At 44.8% G+C, this 21,205-nt stretch carries 21 protein-coding genes and 1 tRNA gene; 9 read left to right on the forward strand and 13 right to left on the reverse strand.

The features are described from left to right. Positions 1-56: 56 nt before the first annotated feature. The 6 genes from ACOSVP_RS04445 to ACOSVP_RS04470 form a co-directional block, all read right to left on the reverse strand. Entirely contained in the window at positions 57-944 is an 888-nt protein-coding gene (locus tag ACOSVP_RS04445) for a hypothetical protein (RefSeq protein WP_487346282.1), read from the reverse strand. Then, positions 934-3,426 (reverse strand): fimbria/pilus outer membrane usher protein, encoded by a 2,493-nt coding sequence (locus ACOSVP_RS04450; RefSeq protein ID WP_487346283.1) that lies wholly within the window; start codon positions 3,424-3,426, stop codon positions 934-936. The genes ACOSVP_RS04445 and ACOSVP_RS04450 overlap by 11 nt, the downstream gene beginning before the upstream one ends. Beyond that, positions 3,407-4,105 carry a fimbrial biogenesis chaperone gene (locus ACOSVP_RS04455; protein WP_487346284.1) on the reverse strand — a complete coding sequence of 233 codons (699 nt, stop codon included), beginning with the start codon at positions 4,103-4,105 and terminating at the stop codon, positions 3,407-3,409. The genes ACOSVP_RS04450 and ACOSVP_RS04455 overlap by 20 nt, the downstream gene beginning before the upstream one ends. A gap of 2 nt (positions 4,106-4,107) precedes the next feature. Continuing rightward, positions 4,108-4,815 carry a fimbrial biogenesis chaperone gene (locus tag ACOSVP_RS04460; protein WP_487346285.1) on the reverse strand — a complete coding sequence of 236 codons (708 nt, stop codon included), beginning with the start codon at positions 4,813-4,815 and terminating at the stop codon, positions 4,108-4,110. A 78-nt stretch (positions 4,816-4,893) separates the two neighbouring features. Next, a complete protein-coding gene (locus tag ACOSVP_RS04465; protein ID WP_487346286.1) occupies positions 4,894-5,394 on the reverse strand; it encodes a hypothetical protein in 501 nt (166 codons plus the stop codon). A gap of 76 nt (positions 5,395-5,470) precedes the next feature. Continuing rightward, the gene (locus tag ACOSVP_RS04470; RefSeq protein WP_487346287.1) at positions 5,471-5,977 is read right to left on the reverse strand and encodes a hypothetical protein; all 507 of its coding nucleotides are present in this window, start codon (positions 5,975-5,977) and stop codon (positions 5,471-5,473) included. A 261-nt stretch (positions 5,978-6,238) separates the two neighbouring features. Between ACOSVP_RS04470 and ACOSVP_RS04475 the strand changes: the two genes are divergently transcribed. The 3 genes from ACOSVP_RS04475 to ACOSVP_RS04485 all read left to right on the forward strand — a co-directional run bounded on the left by ACOSVP_RS04475 (position 6,239) and on the right by ACOSVP_RS04485 (position 8,098). Next, complete coding sequence (locus ACOSVP_RS04475; RefSeq protein ID WP_487346288.1) at positions 6,239-6,721, forward strand: nuclear transport factor 2 family protein; 483 nt, start codon at positions 6,239-6,241, stop codon at positions 6,719-6,721. 102 nt (positions 6,722-6,823) lie between these two features. Then, positions 6,824-7,624 (forward strand): hypothetical protein, encoded by an 801-nt coding sequence (locus tag ACOSVP_RS04480; RefSeq protein ID WP_487346289.1) that lies wholly within the window; start codon positions 6,824-6,826, stop codon positions 7,622-7,624. A 144-nt stretch (positions 7,625-7,768) separates the two neighbouring features. Then, positions 7,769-8,098: a type II toxin-antitoxin system RelE/ParE family toxin gene (locus tag ACOSVP_RS04485; protein ID WP_487346290.1), complete on the forward strand. Its 330-nt coding sequence runs from the start codon at positions 7,769-7,771 to the stop codon at positions 8,096-8,098. Between the two features lie 2 nt (positions 8,099-8,100). On the opposite strand, the gene ACOSVP_RS04490 is transcribed toward ACOSVP_RS04485, so the two are convergent. The 4 genes from ACOSVP_RS04490 to glyA all read right to left on the reverse strand — a co-directional run bounded on the left by ACOSVP_RS04490 (position 8,101) and on the right by glyA (position 13,582). Then, positions 8,101-8,430, reverse strand: a complete 330-nt coding sequence (locus ACOSVP_RS04490) for a helix-turn-helix domain-containing protein (protein WP_487346291.1) — start codon at positions 8,428-8,430, stop codon at positions 8,101-8,103. A 497-nt stretch (positions 8,431-8,927) separates the two neighbouring features. Further along, positions 8,928-11,786, reverse strand: coding sequence for an aminomethyl-transferring glycine dehydrogenase (gene gcvP / locus ACOSVP_RS04495; protein ID WP_487346292.1), 2,859 nt, complete (start codon positions 11,784-11,786; stop codon positions 8,928-8,930). An 82-nt stretch (positions 11,787-11,868) separates the two neighbouring features. Beyond that, positions 11,869-12,252 carry a glycine cleavage system protein GcvH gene (gene gcvH / locus ACOSVP_RS04500; protein ID WP_487346293.1) on the reverse strand — a complete coding sequence of 128 codons (384 nt, stop codon included), beginning with the start codon at positions 12,250-12,252 and terminating at the stop codon, positions 11,869-11,871. A 52-nt stretch (positions 12,253-12,304) separates the two neighbouring features. Continuing rightward, positions 12,305-13,582 (reverse strand): serine hydroxymethyltransferase, encoded by a 1,278-nt coding sequence (gene glyA, locus ACOSVP_RS04505; RefSeq protein ID WP_487346294.1) that lies wholly within the window; start codon positions 13,580-13,582, stop codon positions 12,305-12,307. Between the two features lie 398 nt (positions 13,583-13,980). Here glyA and gcvT point away from each other — a divergent pair, with 398 nt between their 5' ends. The 4 genes from gcvT to ACOSVP_RS04525 are packed head-to-tail and all read left to right on the forward strand — an operon-like array spanning position 13,981 to position 17,519. Further along, the gene (gene gcvT, locus ACOSVP_RS04510) at positions 13,981-15,075 is read left to right on the forward strand and encodes a glycine cleavage system aminomethyltransferase GcvT (RefSeq protein ID WP_487346295.1); all 1,095 of its coding nucleotides are present in this window, start codon (positions 13,981-13,983) and stop codon (positions 15,073-15,075) included. Between the two features lie 59 nt (positions 15,076-15,134). Then, positions 15,135-15,677, forward strand: a complete 543-nt coding sequence (locus ACOSVP_RS04515) for an elongation factor P hydroxylase (RefSeq protein WP_487346296.1) — start codon at positions 15,135-15,137, stop codon at positions 15,675-15,677. After that, complete coding sequence (locus tag ACOSVP_RS04520) at positions 15,658-16,791, forward strand: 4-phosphoerythronate dehydrogenase (protein WP_487346297.1); 1,134 nt, start codon at positions 15,658-15,660, stop codon at positions 16,789-16,791. Before ACOSVP_RS04515 ends, ACOSVP_RS04520 begins: the two co-directional genes overlap by 20 nt. An 8-nt stretch (positions 16,792-16,799) precedes the next feature. After that, positions 16,800-17,519 (forward strand): flagellar brake protein, encoded by a 720-nt coding sequence (locus tag ACOSVP_RS04525; RefSeq protein WP_487346298.1) that lies wholly within the window; start codon positions 16,800-16,802, stop codon positions 17,517-17,519. A 78-nt stretch (positions 17,520-17,597) separates the two neighbouring features. Here ACOSVP_RS04525 and htpX read toward each other — a convergent pair whose 3' ends face one another. Then, the gene (gene htpX / locus ACOSVP_RS04530) at positions 17,598-18,479 is read right to left on the reverse strand and encodes a protease HtpX (protein ID WP_487346299.1); all 882 of its coding nucleotides are present in this window, start codon (positions 18,477-18,479) and stop codon (positions 17,598-17,600) included. A 70-nt stretch (positions 18,480-18,549) separates the two neighbouring features. Continuing rightward, positions 18,550-19,764: a pyridoxal phosphate-dependent aminotransferase gene (locus ACOSVP_RS04535; RefSeq protein ID WP_141656866.1), complete on the reverse strand. Its 1,215-nt coding sequence runs from the start codon at positions 19,762-19,764 to the stop codon at positions 18,550-18,552. Positions 19,765-19,830: 66 nt separating this feature from the next. On the opposite strand from ACOSVP_RS04535, the gene msrB reads away from it, so the two are divergent. Beyond that, positions 19,831-20,244: a peptide-methionine (R)-S-oxide reductase MsrB gene (gene msrB / locus ACOSVP_RS04540; RefSeq protein WP_487346300.1), complete on the forward strand. Its 414-nt coding sequence runs from the start codon at positions 19,831-19,833 to the stop codon at positions 20,242-20,244. A 64-nt stretch (positions 20,245-20,308) separates the two neighbouring features. Here msrB and ACOSVP_RS04545 read toward each other — a convergent pair whose 3' ends face one another. After that, positions 20,309-20,878 (reverse strand): YajG family lipoprotein, encoded by a 570-nt coding sequence (locus ACOSVP_RS04545; RefSeq protein ID WP_487346301.1) that lies wholly within the window; start codon positions 20,876-20,878, stop codon positions 20,309-20,311. Positions 20,879-21,015: 137 nt separating this feature from the next. Here ACOSVP_RS04545 and ACOSVP_RS04550 point away from each other — a divergent pair. Further along, a tRNA-Glu gene (locus ACOSVP_RS04550) sits at positions 21,016-21,091 on the forward strand. Positions 21,092-21,205 lie beyond the last annotated feature (114 nt).

The raw sequence follows: 21,205 nt of genomic DNA on the forward strand, positions 1-21,205 counted from the left end.
ACTCGATGATTTATTTATTATAATAATGTCTTCATTTATTTAATATCTTCTAAAAACTAGAAATATGGTTGTTGGGAAAGGTTTGGTTCAATTGATATCTCTAGTGTGTCTTCATACTGACCTCCCGGTCTTCTTATTGTATCTCCAATGATAAAGCTCATCGGAAGTGGCTTCCCAAATGTGGATATATTTCGAACAATATACGCCTCTGTTTGATTGAGGTCTAGTATGATATTCTCTATAGTCATCTGGTAGGGGATGTCCCATTTGGGGTCGTTAGACTCATGACGAAGTGCCCCATGATGGGCTGAAGCAAACAAAATCCGGTAGCCTGTATTGCTTTGCACCCACAAATTTGAGAGAGAGCTGATTACCTTATCGGATAATAATTCATCTAGATCAATGGTATAATGTGTTTCTGTAGAGCCATAATAATGAATTTTTGATGCGGGAGGTACACTAACTAGAATATCTAAAGGAGTGGGACTTTGCTCGAATAGGATGTTATCGGGTGAGGAGGAGAAAGACATTTGTAACAGGCCATGATAGGTGCCTGCAGTGAGCCATTGCTTGCTAGGGAAGCGCATTTTAACCGTTGCTGAGGGTTGATTTTCGGTGAGAGTGAGTTGCCATTGATTGGCAACGGGCATGCCTGTTTGACTGCTCCATTCAAATAAAAGTGTCTCTTGACTGGCACTCTTTAATGAGTTGCTATGATCATCAAGTTGTAATGCTATGTTTAGTTCACATTCTTTTCCTATTATATCAGCGCTAACACGGTATGTGTTTGTAGTGGTGAAACTACTTGTGTTAAAAACATCATATGTTGACTGGATCGTTACCGGTTGAATAGAGATTGAATTAATATTACACGCATATATGTTAGAGATACTGGTTAATATAAATATGTTAAACAAAAGCTTTATAAGGAATTTAATCAACATATATATCTCCTAATCTAATTAAGGTGTTTTTATTGTCGCTTAAATCGATGGTCACAGATTGTCGTTTTTTCGTGTCGAGTATAAGTTCGTATTTTCCTGGTTTTAGTCCTGATATTGCAAACACACCACTTCGGTTTGAAAAAAACTCAATAGGAGTATGAGGCTGTTTAGATGTCCCTAGATAGTTAGCATTGCCAGCGACAAGCGAAATAGGTTGGTTGCTTTGCCGATCTAATAATTTGCCAATTACTGTTAGAGCGGCATCTGAACCTACTTGAAGAGAATAGCCTTTTTTATAGCCGGGTTTTAGCCAGAAAGCTCCTTCACCTAGATCGTAGCCTGGTGGTAAATCTTTAATGTCATAGCTAAGGTTTTGGTTATTATAAGCGACAAGGTCGGGTACCAAGGCAGTAGAATCACCATAGAGATAAACACGTGCGTGCTTGCCATCGTGAGTTGGGTCGATGGCTAATTCATTTTCTGCCAAACTATCGTGTTTTTGCACTATGGCGAACGCTTCTCGAACAGGTCTGCCTATGGTTATAGACGAGTCTGCAAAGGCCAAAGCACTACTGATAGTGATGTCACTCGTATGGCTACGTTGATCACCACCTAAATCGTTGAAGCGCGTGGTATGGCTAGCGTTGATTTCGTAGCGGTTGGCCGCGTAGTTCACGCCGGCATCTAGATCTGCATCAACATCTTGATTGGTGACAGCACTAGCGAATGCAGATACCCCGCCAGTGTTGCCTATATTATTTTGATGAGTGTAATCTAACGTGCTTTCATTAAGATGCGATGAGTGACGAGCTACTAAGCGCGAACTTCGAGTGAATGGCCAGCTGATAGATAATGTTGCGCCAATGTCATTCTCCCCCGTCTCTTTATGACGATAGTTAATACGCGCACTCCAAGTGGCGGGGGTGTCAAATAGTCCCCCAGATAGACTGGGGCTTGCGGTCCAGTAATCGTTTTCGCTGTCGATGCCAGATCGATAGTTAATAGAAAGAGCGGAGCGTAAAGAACGATTAAGGTATATGGAGCCAAAAGCACTTACATAGTGTGTTGTTAAATGAATATTTTTGTCATCGGCGTTATAGCTGCTGATACCGCTAAAGCTGTTACTTAAGTGTTCATAACTTAAGCTAAGTTGAGGATCTAACGGATTGTTATTTGGGAATTGAGCATCAAAGGCGACGCGATAAGCACTACCCGCTCCATAAAGAGGGTGATCACTTTGTGAGGCATTGAATTCTGTGACGCCCCATTTGGATGCGACGAGAGCTGAAACACCATACTGATACAAATCTTCACGAGCCTGAGAGTTCATTCCTAGTGTGAACCAAGGTGTTAGACCTACATCGATATAGCCATGCAGAATGCGCTCGTCTGTTAGGTATTCTCGTTGTCCATCATTAATTTGAGCGGGTACACCATAAAGGACGCTATACTCAAATTCCCCACTGTTTAAAAGGCCGTTGCCAGTGGCGATTGAGAATTCAATGCGCTCTTCTTTACCTGACCGATCGGTAATCACTAATTCAATGTCATTACTACCTTGTGCAAGCGGAATATCACTTAGATTATAGCTGCCAGCACCAAGTGTCAGTCTGCGTACAGGAATACCATCTATATAAACATCGACATTAGATGTACGTTGTAGAGTAAAAGACTGGTTGGCCCGTGGGCGAACGTTACGAGTGGGAATGATGGTGAAATCACGTGTTAAACCAATACCCAGAATGTCTACTCCATCTTGGAAAGCACGACCACTGTTGTACATATCTCCCATTACGACACGAGTTCCCTGATCAGGCATGTCAATGTTAAGTCGAGAGCCTTGTCTTACAAACTTTGAATGGGTCTGGGAGCCGTTTTCTAAGAAGGACTCATTTTCGAAGTTTAGGTTGTGGATGTTAATGGCTGAGTCGAGTTGAGTATGGTATAGACTCTGTTGTTCACGCTCATCTCCTTCGACAAACTGGCTTTTGTTGCCGGATAGTGCCAAATTGAGATAGCCACTGAATGTGCTTGGCTCGACATACGCATAGTTATTTTCTGCTTCGAGCATGGAAAGTTGCTGAGTTATTCCTAGTTCGGGTGGAACGGTGATAACACATTCTAGGGACGCAAAATCAAATATAAGCGTCAATCCTATTTGTTGAAACTGATATTGTGATAGAACATCGTCAGATGTAGTAGCACTGAGGGCACTTATACCCTCATTAGTAATAACCGTCGAGAGAAGAGAAAGCGTGCTCTCTTTTGGTAGTAGGATCTTATCATCAGCAGTAATAGTAATATCTGCTTCGCCCAAAATAGTGTCGCTTATTCTAACTAAAGAGGTCAGTTGAATATCTCGTCCAGTGGGATTTAAGACAATTTCTTGGCACCATGCCGAAGTACTTAGCATCATGTAGAATATTATTAAGGTCTGAATAATCAGACAATTTCCTGTTTTATCATTTAGAGTACTGTTCATAACCATAATAAGTGCCTGCTGGTAAATCCTGTCCAGTAGTATTGAATATAGTCGTGGAGTGTGGAGGTATAAATTGAGTTCCTAATACTTTAAGAAGAGCAGTAACGGAGTTCTGGTCTAAATTTTTAAATTTAAGAGATGTAGTAAATGTAAAACGATTGCCTGAGTTTATGAGCCTGATATCGCTTTGTTTTCCAATTTCTATTTTTATGTCTGGGTAGAGAGAAGATGAGTAAACGTGTAATAGTGCATTGTAGTTAAGTTGCACTTTAATACCGCTCTGTAAATTAGAAAGTGCTAATGAGTTTTCATTATTCAGGTCTAAATTGGCTGTGCTAAATCGAATAAAAAAACTTTTAGAAACTTCGAGAGGATCGGTGGTTGCCCATTGAAGGCGAAAAGTTTGCTTCTTACCTGGTTCTAATAATACTGCTGGTGGAAATACAAGTATGCTTTGATCTTCTATGATTGATGTCTCTATCTGTCTATTATCTCGAAAAATCAATTGATGTACGCTTGCCTCTAAGGCAAGTTTCTTTGTAGAGTTATTCGTGACAAATAGTTGTGATGTAAGCCGGTGGTCAGTATTTAATTCGATCACTAACGGTGAGATTGTCACTGCAAGCACTTGCGTACTTACAGTCAACCACACTAGGCCAAATAAAATATATCGAGTCATCCTTACATGCCCTCATCAATCTCAATTTTAAGTGTTCTCACATTGAAGTTATCAATAGGTTGCATTTCAAGATAACGAGTAGAATTGGGCAGGATCAGTGTTCCTGGAATACGTTTAGCGATATCTGCACCTCTCAAATAAGTAGAATGTGTACCATCCGAGACTCTCCAATTGGTGCTGGTTAATCGACCATAACTATTACCACTGTTTAATATTTCTAAAAGCCATTGATTGTTCTTGTTAGGTATGACGCTTTTGACAGCTAATTGAGGGTATGTATTTTGTGGGCGTACATTAATCAGCGTATTGAATTGCAATAAGAAACTTACCTGTCCTGTATCTTGACTAGCACGCTCGACTGCGACTTGTTTGATAGCCACACGGTAGGCCTTGGACTCTGTGATGGAAGGGTCTCCTAAGTAACGCACCATGACTGATTGTGAGCGTCCTGGTTCTATGATCGCTGTAACTGGAATAACTAATAATTCTTCGTCGGCAGCAGTGACAGTCTCCTTGCCATGTTCATCCATTGTCATAGAGAGTGGATACAGTTCCACCGTCAATGTTTTAGATGAGGTGTTTTCGATTCGCATCGACATTTGAGCTCGTTTACCAAGAGGGGACATTTCTGCTGACATGGGCTCAACTTTGAATGCATAGGCAAAAATACAAGTAAACGATAAGACGAAAATTACTATCAAGCGAGACATAGCATTGCGCTCCATCAAAGGTGTTTTGATTTAGGGAGAGGAAAGTAGGAGGCCTAACGAGCCTCCTACTTTGTTCTTCTAATTAGAAGTGATGTTTACTGTAAGAGTATCCGAGTAGCCACCAGCCCAAGGTGAAGTTTCGGTGGTTGCTATCTCAATGGAAGCCCCCACACCAGTTGCTAACGCGTTCGAGCCGCCGTAAGATTGGCTTGCAGATACATCATTTAGACCTGGGCCACCTGGGGCATTTAAAGTGAATGAAGCCAAACTTCCTCCAGGGTTAAATGTGGCGTCGTACTTGAGGGCAAAGTCTTCATTATCATCAGATTCTAAGCCGCCTTCGGCACTTGTTAATGTAACCGTTGCACCATCAACGTCGTTACATTTCATGTTAAGGCCACTAACTGAGACATTTTGAATTTGTGATACATTACCAAAATCAATTAGCTGCGTGGAAAGCCCTGTTACTTCACAGATAGGGGAAACATAGCCAACTAACTGAACATCACCTGGTGCTGCATGGGCTTGGATACCTAATAATGCAGTTACAACTGCAGTACTGAGTGCTAGCTTTTTCATAATAAACTCCTTTAACTTTAGTTATTAGCTCTATTACTACTGAGCTGATGCTCTTCTGCAGAAATTTGCAGAAATTTTACTTACTCATCACGCCATGAATTGATGGATACACCTCAATTTCAATAACGTCTTCGTAATAACCTGCATAAAGCAGATTGTTTTCGAGCGCCACCCTGATAACTCCCTGTTGAGTAAAAGGTATAGCACCAGAACTTTCTTCGATTTGAGTCGGAGATTTTAATTGACTGCTTTGCCAGCTTCCAAAAAGATTAAGAGATTCTAGAAGCAGGTTGAAACTGTAGCTTTCAATTAAGCTTGATCCCTTTTTCTGAAGTTTAAGTCCGCCGTATTTTGAAGTAACTGTAATTCCCAAAGGACGATTGCAGTACAGCTCAAACGGAAGGGATTGATTGATTTTTTCAGAAAATGACATGACATTCCCTGAATAAAAATTTATTTCACAACGATCCTTTATATGACCATTTAGGCTCATTGTGAGAGTGTTAGCGCCCACTTTAAATGGAATAGATAAAGTAAATAATGAAGTTGCAGTATAAAATGCTAATGTAGTTTTCTTTAACATTAGATAGCCTCAATAATTATATATGGCTTGTTGTTGAACTAATGAAAATATAAACGATCAAAAATTTTTTAAGTATTAAAAAAAGTTTATTTTGAATTAAAAGTGCTAGGTTTAGTAGTAGTCCTGTTTTTAGTGTGAGTATATTAGAGTGTGTTCATATTTATTTTTTCATTGATATATAAGGTTTTTCTTGCAGGCTTAATTTTTCTGATTAATATGATGATATGTGCAAATTAAGACATACCTTAAAAGGAGATTAAGATGAAACGAACTGCAAAACTATTACTGACCCTAACTGCTTTAACCCTACCTTTGGCGTACGCGCAAATGCCGGTCACTCCAGCACCGGACCAACAAGCGTTGCTTGTCAGCGATAACCCTCAACTGGAGGCCAATAAAAAACTGGTCTACGACTTCTGGCGTGAAGTGTTTGAAGGTGGTCATCTAGACAAAGCCGATCAATATCTCACGGAAAGCTACATCCAACATAACCCGAAAGTGCCCACTGGCCGTGCTGCCTTTGTTGAATTCTTTGGCCAATTTAGCCAACCCAAACCGATTCAAGACGAAATCATCGCGCCTCTGGTTTCTATTGTCGCTGAACGGGATATGGTGGTTTTAAGCTTTGCCCGTGAACATCAAGATCCGAATGATGCGAGTAAGACTTATACGACAACTTGGTTTGATATGTTCCGTATTGAGAATGGCAAGATCGCAGAGCATTGGGATCCGGCGTTGAAATAGTCGTTTATGATTTTGGAGGGTAGAGTAATGTGAACATTGCCCTACCTTTTGAATAAATAGCGCTGCTCGTTAAGGATAACGTTTACTTTCAGGGAGGGAGTCATGATCAATGAATTTAGCCGTATTTCGCAAAGCATCATTAAGGGTACAGGTTTAGCGAACAAACCGCGTAATACTGCCACAGAAACAGAAGTTTCATCAGAAGTACAGAGCTCATCCAGCAGTAAAATTTCTTCACTCGCACAACAGCTACATGAAGCACAAATTCGGGCCGATGCGCGGGATGCTAGCCTGACTAGGCAAGAATTAGCGGATAAAGCAAAAGCCATTAAAAGCCAGTTTTATGGGCAAAACCTTGTGCGCAATAAGCTTAAATATGATGCAGAAGTACCAAGCACAAACGATCCTGCTCATATAAAGCGTGCTCAGCAAGCCACTCAGTTTGTAAACGATCGAGGAAATAACCCGTTTAAAGGGTTCGCTCCGGACCATCTTACGTTAATTATCTACGATGAAAGCGGAACCTTTACCACCAATGAAAGGCGAGCGGCTTTATCGGAACAAAGTGATCAAGATTACGCTTGGCGGTCAAAAGCTGTTGCTGAGCAAACTTGGCAATGGCGACAGAGAAACGGTGATACCAGTGAAGCTCTGAAAGGAATAATGAATCACTACGACAACCTGCCGCCAATTGAAGAGGCTCAGATACCTGGCTCATGGCGACATGATATGGTGCGCAATATCGCCCATGCCAAGGCAGAAGGGCGTAAACCCGAAACGGAGCCGGAAGTGGACATGGAATCTTTCTTTGAAATGCTGTTTAAAACGTCGGAATCTGAGTCAGGATCGTTTTTTGAAAAGTATCTAAAGAACACGCCTTCTGTGGATGATGGGGAGCGATAGGGTCCGGTAGTGCTGGTTCTGTGGTTTGGTTTTATGAGCTTGATTTAGAGTGAAAGATGGTCGGGTAAGATATCTCTCTTACAAAGGCTGATCGCGGAACGAACTGCTCGCACATTTAGGTGGTGCTTCAAGGAAGGAGCGATTTTGAAAGACTTTCAGTTTGTTAATGCGGCAGCGCTTAAAGAATTTAAGAAACTGCCAAAGGAAGTACAACTACAGTTTGCTACCAGCATCAATGCAGTTGCGCATGGAGAGCGTCCGTTGCTTGACTTTGAATCTTTGAGTAAAAGTGTTGGAAAGGGGGCTATCGAATTGAAAATTAACGGTAGCCCAGCTTTTCGATCTATCTACTGCGCTAAATTCAAGGACACTGTGTATATTCTTCATTCGTTTACTAAAACGACTAATGGAGTAGATCGTAAGGCAATGAAAACGGCAAAGGAGCGATACAAGTTAATGCAGGATCAACTATAGCTTTACTGAGTAATTAGCTCTTTGGCTACGCAAGTGAAAGTCACCGAGCTGTCCTTTTCTACTGTTAGTGACGGCTTAAGCTGATAGCCGATTTTAGCTAAAAATTTAATTAGCTTATCTGATGAGAATTTGGAGACCTTACCACTCATAAGTTCACTGACACGTGGCTGTGGTATGCCCAGAGCGCTCATGATGTCTGTGGTAGACCAATCTTGAGCCTCAAAATAGTTTCTTAGCACTAGCATCATATCCGCACGAAATTCGAGATCTGCGGCTTCGCCTGAATCATCTGTTATAGCATCAAAAATATTGGTAAAGGTTAGCTCGCTCATAGTGAATCTCAAACTGGTTTTATACGTAATTTTGTATGGAAGAATATAGGTTCTGGTGTTGATTTAGTCAATACGTAATTTTGTATAGATAAATAGGGTATGTTCACTTGCAAAACGAGTTCCTACAAAGTTAGAGAGGTTTATTGGCGTAATTCCATGCGTTACTTTACGTGCTTTTAAATTCATACATGGTCGGTGTCGAAGAATGAGACGAGACAGGCGCAAGTAAAATGATTTGCTTGGAAGGGCGCAGCAAAGCTGTTAGTAAGCACTAAAGCTGACTGCTTGCATAGCCAAATATAGTCGGGGCAAGGATGCCCCTCCAACAAATGCTGATCGCGGAGCGGAGTCCGCTCGCATAAAAGAGCCGATCCCTCGCGCAGCGAGCTCCTGCAGCAAGTAATCGGGGTAAGAGACCCGTCCCATAAGGGCTGCTTACAGAAACGAAAAAGGCGAATCACAAGATTCGCCTTTTTAATGTCTAAACTAGCCAGAGATTAGTTCTGGTAGCTTTCTACTGGTAGACACTCACAGAACAAGTTACGGTCGCCGTAAACGTTGTCGATACGGCCCACTGGTGGCCAGTATTTGCGAGCTGCAATCCATGGTAGTGGGTAAGCGGCTTCTTCACGAGTGTACGCGTGTGCCCAGTCAGCGTTTAGTAGAGACGCTGCTGTGTGAGGTGCGTTCACTAGTGGGTTGTCTTCTAGTGGCCATTGACCCGCTTGAACTTTGGCGATTTCGCTGCGGATCTGGATCATGGAATCACAGAAACGATCTAGTTCTTCACGGCTTTCAGATTCCGTTGGCTCGATCATTAGTGTGCCGGCTACTGGGAATGACATAGTTGGCGCGTGGAAACCGAAGTCCATTAGACGCTTAGCGATGTCTTCTTCAGAAATGCCTGATTCTGCTTTAATCGGACGAATGTCGATAATACATTCGTGTGCAACAGTACCGTTTTTACCCGTGTAAAGAACAGGGTAGTGCTCACCTAGACGTTTGGCGATGTAGTTCGCGTTTAGGATCGCGTTGAACGTTGCATCACGTAGACCACGGTCGCCCATCATCTTGATGTACATCCAAGTGATTACTAGGATGCTAGCTGAGCCGTAAGGCGCTGCAGATACCGCACCGTGTTGCGTTTCGTTCTGTACTACTGGAGACACAGAGTGACCTGGTAGGAATGGCGCTAGGTGTGATTTAACACCGATAGGACCCATACCTGGACCGCCACCGCCGTGTGGGATACAGAATGTTTTGTGTAGGTTCAAGTGCGATACGTCGCCGCCGAAGCTACCTGGAGGTGCGATACCTACCAAGGCGTTCAAGTTTGCGCCGTCGATGTAAACCTGACCACCGTTGTCATGTACGATCTCACATACTTCGCGGATTTGTTCTTCGAACACACCGTGGGTTGATGGGTAAGTCGCCATGATACAGCTTAGGTTGTCTGCGTGCTTCTCAGCTTTTTCTTTTAGATCCGCTACGTCGATGTTGCCGTTCTCGTCACACTTAACGATGACAACTTTCATACCTGCAAGGGCCGCTGATGCTGGGTTAGTGCCGTGTGCAGAGCTTGGGATTAGACAGATGTCACGCTGATCGTCGCCACGAGATTTGTGGTATTTGTCGATCGCGATAAGGCCTGCGTATTCACCTTGCGCACCAGAGTTTGGTTGCAAAGAAATAGTGTCGTAGCCCGTCGCTTTAGACAGCATAGCGATTAGGTCGTTAAGCAGTGCTTGGTAACCTGATACTTGTGCTTTTGGCGCGAATGGGTGGATGCGGCCAAACTCTTCCCAAGTGACTGGGATCATTTCTGATGCAGAGTTAAGTTTCATCGTACATGAACCTAGTGGGATCATGCTTTGGTTTAGGGCGATGTCTTTCACTTCTAGCTGACGCATGTAACGCATTAGTTCCGTTTCGCTGTGGTGCGAATTGAACACTGGGTGCGTTAGGATGTCGTCTGTACGTAGCATGCCGTCTTCGATACCGAAGCCAACTTCTGCCGCTAGTAGCTCTTCAGACAATTCTACGCCGAAGCTGCTTGCTAGGTTGTATAGATCTTCGATAGTGCTGGTTTCACTGAAAGACAGTGATAGCTCAGTACTGCTTGCGTGGTAAAGGTTGATGCCTTTGTCCGCTGCGCTCTTGAAGATGGCTTCTGTCCTATCCAACGTCTTAACGACAAGCGTGTCGAAGTAAGTGCCGTTGAAAGAGTAGTGACCTTTTAGAGCTTTAGCGAAGATGTTAGTGAAGCCCGCTACGCGTGAAGCGATTTTCTTCAGGCCTTTAGGACCGTGGTAAACCGCGTAGAAGCCCGCCATCATCGCAAGTAGTGCTTGTGCAGTACAGATGTTAGAGGTCGCTTTTTCACGACGGATGTGCTGCTCACGTGTTTGCATCGCCATACGTAATGCTGGCTTGTCGTGGCTGTCTTTTGACACACCGATAACACGGCCTGGCATAGAGCGTTTGAATTTGTCTTTGGTTGCAAGGAATGCCGCGTGTGGACCACCGAAGCCCATTGGTACACCGAAACGCTGTGCGCTACCGACAACGATGTCAGCGCCCATGTCAGCAGGGGATTTCAGTAGTACTAGAGCCAATAGGTCAACCGCAGTGGTAACCAATGCGTCTTGTGCGTGGGCTTGGGCGATGATGTCTGTTAGGTCGTTAACCGAGCCGTCGATACCTGGGTATTGAACGATCACGCCGAACACGTCGTAGTTGCCTAGGTTTTCGATGTCATCAACGATCACTTCGAATTCAAGCAATTCAGCACGAGTTTTCACAACGTCGATGGTTTGCGGCAATACGTTGCTTGCCACAAATACGCTGTTCACTTTCTTCTTGCTTGAGCGTTGCATCAGCGTCATCGCTTCTGCCGCCGCTGTTGCTTCGTCTAGTAGCGAAGCGTTAGAGATTTCCATGCCAGTTAAATCAATGATCACTTGTTGGAAGTTCAACAAAGCTTCCAAACGACCTTGAGAGATTTCTGGTTGGTATGGCGTGTACGCTGTGTACCAGCCTGGGTTTTCTAGCAGGTTGCGTAGGATAGGCGTTGGCACGAATGTGTCGTGGTAGCCCATACCGATGTAGCTGCGCGCTACTTTATTGCGGCCTGCAATTTCTTTTAGTTGCGATAGAGCTTCGTTTTCGCTAACGGGCTGCTTAGACATATCGAGGTTGGCCAAGCGAATGGCATTTGGAATAGTGTTCTCGATTAAGTGGTCTAAAGAGTCAAAGCCAAGAGTGCTTAGCATCGATTTCTGCTCGTTCACATCGGGTCCGATATGACGCGCAATGAATTCGTCTTTGCCTAGCAAATCGCGGATACACGAAGTCATGGTAAAGTCACCTATAAAAGAAATTGCAAGATAAATGGGGAAAGTAAAACACCCCTCATGGGTGAGGGGTGTTGGGTATCGATTACTCGATAGAGCTAGCGTACGCGTCTGCGTCCATTAGCTTGTCTAGTTCGCTAGGATCGCTAAGCTTGATTTTTGCAATCCATGCATCGCCGAATGGTGATTCGTTAACTAGTTCTGGAGAATCGTCCAGAGCTTCGTTAACTTCGATTACTTCACCAGATACTGGTGCATAGATATCTGAAGCAGCTTTTACAGATTCTACTAGTGAGAATTGTTCTGTAGCCGTTGTTTCAGAGCCCACTTCTGGAAGTTCTAGGTAAACAACGTCACCCAATAGTTCTTGAGCGTGATCAGTGATGCCAACTGTTACAGTGCCGTCACCGTTGTCTAGAACCCATTCGTGTGAGTCTGCATATTTCAAGTTTGATGGAATGTTGCTCATGGCGATCTTTCCTATTTATGTTGCCCGAGGGATCACCTCGGGCGAGAGCGAATTAGCGGTATAGAGGGAAGCGTGCGCAAAGCTCTTGTACTTCTGCTTTTACGCGAGCTTCTACTTCTGGGTTGCCTTCTGGCATTGCCACTAGACCGTCAAGAACGTCACTGATTAGGTGACCAACTTTACGGAATTCTTCTTCACCGAAACCACGAGAAGTCGCTGCTGGAGTACCTAGACGGATACCAGAAGTTACCATTGGTTTTTCAGTGTCAAACGGGATACCGTTTTTGTTACAAGTGATGCCAGCGCGCTCTAGAGCAGCGTCTGCAGCATTACCTTTAAGACCTTTTGGACGTAGGTCAACAAGCATTAGGTGAGTGTCAGTACCACCAGTAACGATGTCACAACCACGCTCGATCATAACTTCCGCTAGAACTTTAGCGTTAGTTACTACTTGTTGGATGTATTCTTTGAATTCTGGTTTCAGAGCTTCACCGAATGCAACCGCTTTACCAGCGATAACGTGCATTAGTGGGCCACCTTGGTAACCAGGGAATACTGCAGAGTTGATCTTCTTAGCGATGGCTTCATCGTTAGTTAGGATCATACCGCCACGTGGGCCACGTAGAGTTTTGTGAGTTGTAGTAGTTACAACGTGCGCGTGACCGAATGGAGATGGGTGGAAGCCAGTCGCAACTAGACCTGCGATGTGCGCCATGTCAACCATTAGGTATGCGCCAACTTTGTCAGCGATTTCGCGGAAACGTGCGAAGTCGATTTGACGTGGAATAGCAGAACCACCAGCGATGATTAGCTTAGGTTGGCATTCAACCGCTTTAGCTTCTAGTGCATCGTAATCGATCAATAGAGTTTCTGGGCTAACTTCGTACTGAACAGCGTTGAACCATTTGCCAGACTGAGCTGGAGCTGCACCGTGAGTCAAGTGACCGCCAGAAGACAGAGCCATACCCATGATAGTGTCGCCTGGTTGTAGAAGTGCTAGGAATACAGCACCGTTTGCTTGCGCACCAGAGTGTGGTTGAACGTTTACGAATTCACAACCGAAAAGTTGCTTAGCACGATCGATTGCTAGTTGCTCAGTTACGTCAACAGCTTCACAGCCACCGTAGTAACGTTTTTCTGGGTAGCCTTCCGCGTACTTGTTAGTAAGTACAGAGCCTTGAGCTTCGATTACTGCTTTAGAAACGATGTTTTCAGAAGCGATAAGCTCGATACCAGTTTCTTGACGGTGTTGCTCTTCAGCGATGGTCGCGAATAGCTCAGCATCACGGTCTTTAAGTGCTTGGCTGAAAAAGGCTTCAGTGTTAGCCATTTTGAGATCCTCTTGATTGAAATTCATGTCGATGACACTAAGAGATGGACTTCATTCTATCATTTGTACAAGTAAATGACGTGAAAAAAGATCATCTCACCTTTCGTACTAATCATCTGCATTGTTATGAGATTCTGGCATCATAAACAAAAAGTTTCCGATTGGAAACACGTGTCCAGAAACAAAATACGAAGTTTAGACAAAAATGTCGCAAAAGGAAAAATCGACCTGACGGTCAATTCTGTGGGTAGGTGGTATGGAATAAACAGCATTGCGCAAATTCTCTGGCTTCCACCATCATATAGTTGCAATGAATTAAATTAACGAAGATACTTTGTTTCCGATTGGAAACATCCCGAAACAACCCCATTTTGATTTAATGTTAACCAGAGGTGCTCATGAAACGTACTCCTTTATACCAAGCACATGTTGATGCCGGCGCGCGCATGGTCGAATTTGCTGGCTACGAAATGCCAGTTCAATATCCAATGGGGGTGAAGAAAGAGCACCTATGGACACGTGAATCAGCGGGTCTATTTGATGTGTCACACATGGGTCAAGTGATCCTAACTGGCGCAAATGTGAAAGAAGAGCTTGAGAAGCTTTTACCAGTAGATGTTAAAGGTCTTGAATTGAATCACCAGCGTTACGGCATCTTTACGACAACCAACGGTGGTATTTCTGACGACCTTATGTTCACCAACTGGGGTGATGAAACCATTTACATGGTGGTGAACGCAGCTTGTAAGGAACAAGACGTTGCGCATCTAACAACAGGTCTTGCTACCTCTAAAGTTGAAGTGGTTGATCGTGCACTAGTGGCACTTCAGGGTCCTAAAGCACGTCAAGCGGCGGCACGTCTTCTACCAGCACTAAACGATTTGCTATTTATGCAATCCACTAAGGTTGAGTGGAATGGTGTCGAGCTTTGGGTAAGCTGTTCTGGTTACACAGGGGAAGACGGTTACGAAATCTCTGTACCAAACGAATCAGCTGAAGCTTTCTGTGCGGCGCTAACAGCCCTAGAAGAAGTGGAATGGATTGGTCTAGGTGCGCGTGACTCGTTGCGTCTAGAAGCAGGTCTATGTCTATACGGCCACGATCTTGATCAATCAACGACACCAGTGGAAGCATCGATCACCTGGGCGATTCAACCGGTACGTCGTGCTGGCGGTGAGCGTGAAGGTAACTTCGTGGGTGCAGATGTGGTGCTTGCAAACTTCGCGGAAGGTATTTCTCGTAAACGTGTAGGCTTTATTGTTGATGGTAAAGCGCCTGTGCGTGAGGGTGTCGATATCGTTACTGAAGACGGCAAACTTGCTGGTACAGTAACCAGTGGTGGCTTTGCGCCTTCTTTGGAAAAGCCAATCGTGATGGCGTATGTACAAACTGCTGTATTGGATCAGCCGCTTTTCGCTTCATTACGTGGTAAACTGATCCCACTTACTCCAGCGAAAATGCCTTTCTTCCCATCACGTTACTACCGTGGCTAATAGATAGTCCCTGTCTAAGCCGTCGTGTGGGCACGGGGGCTTAGATTTAGAGAGAAAATGTGAACGCAAGATTTCTAGAAAAGACGTTTCACGACGTCTTTTTTTCTGCTTATAACACCGTTTTAAAAGGCGGCTTTGAAGAACCTTTCTATTTAGCGCAAGATCCTCAAGGCATTAGCCAAATCCAATATCGCTACGATTACCCATCGAGTGCTTTGCATGAAGTCAGTCACTGGTGTGTGGCGGGCCCAGAGCGTCGCAAGCAAGATGATTTTGGCTACTGGTATGCCGAAGACGGGCGTTCGTTAGAGCAGCAAAAAGAATTTGAACAATTTGAAGTGCGGCCGCAGGCCTATGAATGCTTATTGCATTGGTCTTGTGGCATGCCCTTTGATGTCAGTGTCGATAATCTGGGGCTTCCAGATTACGATGCCACGCCATTTCGCGTTGCGGTATTGCAACGTGCACTAGAATTAATAGAGAACGGTATTCCTGAGCGAGTGCTGGCTTATGCGACAGCTTTGTATGAGAATCATTACCAAGCACCTGCCGCAAGTTTGTTATCCCATCTAAGAGAGTGTCATGAAAATTATTGCCGATGAGAACATGCCTAATGTTGTCAGCTTGTTCAGTGATCTAGGAGAAGTGACTCTGGTTAACGGTCGTACTTTGACTGCAGAGCAGTTGGTGGATGCTGATGTATTGTTGGTGCGTTCTGTCACTAAGGTTAATGAAGCGCTGCTAAGTGGTACACCAGTTAAATATGTGGGCAGTGCCACCATAGGTACGGATCACATTGATACGGAATATCTGAATGCTCAAGGGATAGGCTTTAACAGCGCGCCAGGTTGTAATGCTGATGCGGTGGCGGATTATGTTTTCAGTGCGCTGGCTTACCTATACATGACCAAAGGTGTGCGCTGGTTAGGCGCACGTATTGGTATTGTTGGCCAGGGTAACGTAGGTCGCTGTGTGGCAGCTCGTTTTGTGGCGCTTGGTTGTGAAGTGGTGGCTTATGATCCATTTTTGCAAAAGAGTGTTCCAGGTGTCACCTTGACCACATTAAAAGATGTAATGGACTCGGATGTGATCTGCTTGCATGCACCACTCACTAAAACTGGGCCTTACCCAAGTTTCGACATGATTAATGACGAATACGTGGCTAAACTGAAAGCAGGACAAACGATTGTCTCGGCGGGCCGTGGTGGTGTGATTAATGAGCAGGCCTTGATTAAACAGTTTCATGTTCTGGATGGTCAGCTTAACTTGGCTCTGGATGTTTGGCATGGTGAGCCGCATCCTAATATGGAATTGGCGGCATTGTGTGATATTGCCACGCCTCATATTGCTGGATACAGCAAGCAAGGGCGAGAGAAAGGAACTTGGTATATTTACCAGTCTTTATGCCAATTCTTTGAAATTACGGCAAAAAGTAGCTATGCGGAAGCGATCAGTCAGGGTAGTATTTGTGAAATAAAAATGAATTCCGCGCTGGATCGTGAAGAGTCTCTCGCTCGTGCCATCCAAGCTTGCTTTGATGTGGCGCGTGATAGTGCTCGTTTTAAGCATGTAATGTCGAGCTTTGTCAAAGACAAAGGCTTTGACTGGCTGCGAAAGAACTACGTTGAGCGAGATGAGTTCAATACAACAATAGTGAAACACACTAAGTTTGCACATGAGCTTGCAGCGTTAGGGTTTCTTCAGCACAGCCACTAGGAGTAGAGATGGCGGAAGTTAAACAGATAGATTTTAGTGATGTCTCGGTGCCCATGGGGTCGAGTGTCCAAATTGAGTTTATTTCCCCTCCTGGTCGTTATACGGTAAAAGTCCTTGGGCGCATTCCTGGAAGATCCTTGATTGTGTCCTGCCCAAGGGTCAACGGTAAAAATATCATTGTGCGTGACAGTCAGGTGGTGAATGTGCGCCTGATGTCTGCCACCAACGTCTGCGCTTTCTCTTCCAAAGTTGCCAAAAGTTATCTAGAGCCTGCTGGGCATCTGCATATCGCTTACCCAAGTTATGTTGAAACCTCTGAAGTGCGCCAAGCGGTGCGTGTTGAAGCGCGCTTAATCTGTTCTGTTGAGCAGGGTGGCGAGAATCCCATCGCGGAGCACTCCACGGGTATTATTGTGGATTTGAGTACAGGGGGGTGTAAGATCGTCTCCAAAGATGATTTTGGCTTTGTGAATCAAACTATGCGTATTGCAATGAACTTAAATATTGGTGAGTTTAAGCATATCTTGAAGCTGGATTGTGAGATTCGTAGCCAAGAGATTCAGTTGCTAGAGCAATTGCAGTCATCTATTGCGGACAACGCTTTCTTATCGCGTATGGGTGTTGAGTATATGTATGTTTACGGCATTAAGTTTAACAATGTCGTGAAAGAGCAGGGCATTCCTTTGTTGGCGTACATTCTGGACGCCATTTCTAAAAAGCAGCGCTAGGGCGCCCCTGCCAAAGCAAATGTTTAAGTATTAAAAAAGGCCTCATCTGAGGCCTTTTTTAATGGGTATCGAATGTACTTACAGTTGTTGCAGTGCAGCGATACGATCATTGATTGGTGGATGGCTTGAGAATAGCTCACCGAAGCTAGATTTGCGGCCTCGACGAATGCCGAACGCCACCATGGTATCCGGCATATACGATACTTCGTGCTCGCTTTGAATGCGTGCTAGGGCAGCGATCATGGCACCTTTGCCTGCTAGGCGTGCGCCGGCTTCGTCGGCACGGAATTCACGGTAGCGGGAGAACCACATCACGATCATGCTCGCCAAGATGCCGAATAGGATTTCGAATACCATGGTAGCAATGTAGTAACCCCAACCAACAGAACCTTCACCTTCTTCATCACGGCGTAGGAACTGGTCCACGGCATAACCCGCAATACGAGCAAAGAACATAACGAAGGTGTTTACCACGCCTTGAATCAGCGTCAGTGTCACCATGTCGCCGTTGGCTACGTGACCGATCTCATGAGCCATTACGGCACGGATTTCATCAGGTGGGTAGCGATCTAGCATGCCGCTAGAAACCGCCACTAGGGCGTCGTTCTTGTTCCAGCCCGTTGCGAAGGCGTTTGCTTCGTGTGCTGGGAAGATAGCCACTTCAGGCATTTTGATGCCGGCTTCTTTTGCTAGTTCTTGTACGGTCGTTAGCAACCATTGCTCTTTGTGGTTACGTGGTTGTTCAATGACTTGCGCTTTTGAACCCCATTTAGCCATTTTCTTTGAGAGCAATAGGGAAATGATGCTGCCTGTAAAGCCGAATACGGCACAGAAGATCAGTAGGGAGGTTAAGTTTAAGCCGCTGCTTGAAATGTAGCGCTCAACGCCTAAAACGCTCAAGACGATGCTGGCAACAACCAGTACCGCAATGTTGGTTAAAAGGAATAGCAATATACGCATGTTAGAGATGCTCCAGAGTGAAAATACTATGGAGCATCATGAGGGCAGTTAGTTCCTTTTCAAGTAGGAATTAATTGCGTAAGCGCGATAAAAACTTAGCAAATCGCTCCATCGCCGGTTGAAGTTCTTCCACGTGCGGTAGGAACACAATGCGCAAGTGGTCTGGTGTTGGCCAGTTGAAACCTGTGCCGTGCACTAAAAGTACCTTCTCTTCTTTTAAGAAGCGCAGTGCCACATCGACGTCATCCTTGATGTTATACATCTTAGGATCAAGGCGTGGGAACAGGTACATAGCACCTTCTGGTTTGTGACAGTGCACGCCTGGGATGCTGTCTAAGATTTCCCAAGCTAAGTTGCGCTGTTCATATAGGCGTCCACCTGGAGCGGTAAGCTCGTAAATGGTTTGATAACCACCTAATGCTGTCTGAACTGCGTGTTGTGCTGGCACGTTGGCACATAGGCGCATTGAGCTCAGCATGTCGATGCCAGAGATATAGTCTTCAATGCCTGTAGTTGGCCCAGTAATGATCATCCAGCCAGAACGGAAGCCTGCGGTACGGTACACTTTTGATAGGCCGCCAAAGGTAACACAGGGTACACGGCCTTCAGTTAATGTGGCCGTTGGGATGTGTTGTGCACCATCGTAGAGAATCTTATCGTAGATTTCGTCTGAGAATAGCAGTAGGCCATGTTTTTCAGCCAAATCTACCAATTCCTTTAAAATCGCTTCCGAGTATACGGCGCCCGTTGGGTTGTTCGGGTTAATGATCACTAGTGCTTTGGTTTTATTGGTGATCTTAGACTTGATGTCAGCGATGTCTGGTTGCCAGCCGGCAGACTCATCACATAAGTAATGACGCACGTAGCCACCGGATAGCGTTGCTGCGGCTGTCCATAGTGGATAATCAGGTGCTGGGATCAGAATTTCATCGCCATCATTTAATAGCCCCTGCATCGCCATCACGATTAATTCACTGACGCCGTTGCCCATCCACACGTTTTCAACGTTGGCAGAGCGAATGCCAAGGGCTTGGTATTTTTGCATCACGGCTTTACGAGCCGAGAATAAGCCTTTAGATTCGCAGTAACCTTGGGCGTTAGGTAGGTTCTTGATAACGTCTACAAGGATTTCGTCCGGTGCTTCAAAGCCAAATGGCGCTGGGTTGCCAATGTTTAGCTTAAGAATGCGGTGGCCTTCATCTTCCATGCGCATGGCTTCTTTGAGTACTGGGCCTCGAATCTCGTAGCAAATATTAGCGAGTTTGTTTGATTTACGTATTTGCACCACGCTTCCTCATATCTAGTGATGGAATCAGTTATAATTCTGGGACGTTAATTCGGAGTCTTCAACATGAGCGATGATCAAAAAACTTCTCAATACAAGGCACTTACCGACGAAGAGTGGAAAGAACGTCTGCCTGAAGAAGTGTATCAAATAGTGCGCAAGAAAGGCACTGAGAGAGCTTTCACTGGACGCTATGATAAGTTTTACGAAGAGGGTAGTTATTTCTGTGTTTGCTGTGGCGCGCACCTCTTTGATTCAGATGCTAAATACAACTCAGGTTCTGGCTGGCCAAGTTTCTATGATGCGGATATTCAGAACATTAAAGAGATAGAAGATAACTCATGGCGTATGCAGCGCGTTGAGATTGTCTGCAATCAATGCGAAGCGCATCTTGGGCATGTGTTTCCTGATGGGCCTAAGCCAACGGGGATCCGTTACTGTGTGAATTCTGCTTCGATGGACTTTAAAGCAAAAAAATAACCGTCTGCTTGGTAAAATAACGCTGACTATATAAGTAGCTATATAGTCAGCGTTTTTGTATCTGTTATCGGCTTAGCATATTCACAAGCTTGGCGTCAGTGAAAACACGATCCACTGTTTTGCCAAGTAAGGCGTTGATTTCCTTCTCTACCTCCTCTCGGTCTGGCATGGTGCCGTACTGATCAATCTTTTCAGACTTAAACTTCGCCGTGTAGCGTTGCTCACCTTTTACTACAGTCGCTTCAATCTCAGCCACTAGCTTTGCTTCAGTTTTTAAAGAAAGCGTGCGGGTGGTGTAGCTCAGGTTGGTTAGATTGAACATTAAAATCGTTTCAGGGTAGTTGCCTTGGTCTGGAGTAAAACCGTAGGCGACAAGTTTGTTGCCGATGTAGCTTTCTAATGCGTCATGGGTGTCATTGCCGATCACGATCTGGGCGCGTTCGCCTAAACCTGTTTCAATCTCGCCAATGGTTCTAGCTTTAAACGGCTTAACAGAGTAGTTGATCTGTTGCTGGTTTGTGTAATGTTGAGATACTGGCGTATTAGTAGGCGCAATATTGATAACGTGTGTAGTAGAGCAGCCTTGTAGGCCAACTGCTGCCAAAATAACCGAACTTAGTAGTAGTGCTCTCATTTGTAGTGTCTCTTGATGGGTTTTTGTGCTGGAAACTAATTTTTTTCGCTTAGAATACATATATTTAAAAAAAGTTGTTGATTTTCCGTTTGGTAACAGTAATATACGCACCCGCTTACACAGCAAGGCGCTACAGTGTCCCATTCGTCTAGAGGCCTAGGACACCGCCCTTTCACGGCGGTAACAGGGGTTCGAACCCCCTATGGGACGCCAATCTACGGATTGGAAAACCAGCGTAGCTTAGCTGAAGTTTGCGAAAGCTTAAAGCGGGAATAGCTCAGTGGTAGAGCACAACCTTGCCAAGGTTGGGGTCGCGAGTTCGAGCCT

It is taken from the genome of Marinomonas sp. HM11-D, assembly GCF_057626615.1.